The 1,612-nt window shown below is 50.7% G+C and carries 1 protein-coding gene and 2 pseudogenes; 2 read left to right on the plus strand and 1 reads right to left on the minus strand.

Annotated elements, in window-relative coordinates; all coding sequences use genetic code 11:
* Together OGX92_RS21815 and OGX92_RS21820 are read left to right on the plus strand one after the other, a co-directional pair.
* Window positions 1–416 (plus strand): annotated as a pseudogene (locus tag OGX92_RS21815) (hypothetical protein); the annotation flags it as partial.
* Between the two features lie 154 nt (window positions 417–570).
* Entirely contained in the window at window positions 571–1,206 is a 636-nt protein-coding gene (locus OGX92_RS21820; RefSeq protein WP_003826059.1) for a carbonic anhydrase, read from the plus strand.
* Window positions 1,207–1,297: 91 nt separating this feature from the next.
* Here the strand turns inward: OGX92_RS21820 and OGX92_RS21825 are convergent.
* Window positions 1,298–1,612, minus strand: a pseudogene (locus OGX92_RS21825) (IS1-like element IS1B family transposase); the annotation flags it as partial.

The raw sequence follows: 1,612 nt of genomic DNA on the forward strand, positions 1-1,612 counted from the left end.
CTGATAGAAACAGAAGCCACTGGAGCACCTCAAAAACACCATCATACACTAAATCAGTAAGTTGGCAGCATCACCCCTTTACCCATTGCGCCGACTGGCACCAGAAATTATTGGCCTATCTGGCCGACAATGTAGCGTTTGTAAAAAGTGAAATCGAAAAGTACTGTCCCTTGATTTCCATTGTGTATGGCGGCGCGTCGTATCTTCTGTTTCTGAATGCGGAAAAAATGGATCTCAGCGATGAGCAGCTAAGCGTTTTTTTTGTGCATGACGCCAGGCTTGGCCTCTCACCTGGGGCGCAATATGGTCCCGGTGGAGAGGGGCACATGAGACTCAACGTTGGCTGCCCACGCCCGGTACTGGTAGAAGCGATGAACCGGCTAAAAGCGGCATACCAGAAATGGCAAAACGCATAGCGTACATCACACGATTTGCCCTGCCACGGTGGGGCAAAATTATCCAAAGATGTTGCTGAACTGCTATAAAGTCTTTCCCTTCTGTCGGCTGGTGTTAAACTGGAAAGTGTGATCTTCATCATAACCTGCTTAAACAGAGACAAGAGACACTGCTATGCAACATATCATCGAGGGCTTCCTCAACTTCCAAAAAGAGATTTTCCCTCAACGCAAGGAACTCTTCCGCAGCCTGGCATCCAGCCAGAATCCTAAGGCACTTTTCATCTCCTGTTCCGATAGCCGCCTGGTACCAGAACTCGTTACTCAGCAAGATCCAGGACAGCTTTTCGTTATCCGCAACGCCGGTAATATCGTACCGTCATTTGGTCCGGAGCCGGGTGGTGTATCCGCAACCATCGAATACGCGGTTGTCGCACTTGGCGTAACGGATATCGTCATCTGCGGTCACTCCAATTGTGGCGCGATGAAAGCCATTGCCGATAGCCAGCCCCTGGATCCGATGCCCGCTGTCGCTCACTGGCTGCACTATGCCGATGCCGCGAAAGCCGTGGTCGATAAAAAAACCTGGGATAACCCAATCGATAAAGTTAATGCCATGGTGGAAGAGAACGTTATCGCACAGCTTAACAACATTAAAACGCATCCTTGTGTCGCGGTTGGGCTGCGCAATAATGCGCTTCGTCTGCACGGTTGGGTGTATGACATCGAAAGCGGTGAAATCCGTACCCTGGATAAAAACAGCAAAACCTACGTTTCCCTTGCAGATAACCCGCAGGTGCATTTCGAGTAATTCCCCCACTGGAGCAAGGATGCTCTGGACATCTCCTCTCCCTATTTCTGTTAGTGGACAAAAAACGGGCTTGCGAGGTAATGACTCCAACTTATTGATAGTGTTTTATGTTCAGATAATGCCCGATGACTTTGTCATGCAGCTCCACCGATTTTGAGAACGACAGCGACTTCCGTCCCAGCCGTGCCAGGTGCTGCCTCAGATTCAGGTTATGCCGCTCAATTCGCTGCGTATATCGCTTGCTGATTACGTGCAGCTTTCCCTTCAGGCGGGATTCATACAGCGGCCAGCCATCCGTCATCCATATCACCACGTCAAAGGGTGACAGCAGGCTCATAAGACGCCCCAGCGTCGCCATAGTGCGTTCACCGAATACGTGCGCAACAACCGTCTTCCGGAGCCTGTC

Origin of the sequence: Citrobacter sp. Cpo089 (genome assembly GCF_030332695.1) — a bacterium.
Classification (GTDB): Bacteria; Pseudomonadota; Gammaproteobacteria; order Enterobacterales; family Enterobacteriaceae; genus Citrobacter; species Citrobacter portucalensis.

Excerpts from the sequence above, each read along its gene's own strand:
- OGX92_RS21820 (WP_003826059.1), top strand. The coding sequence starts at position 571 with ATGCAACATATCATCGAGGGCTTCCTCAACTTCCAAAAAGAGATTTTC.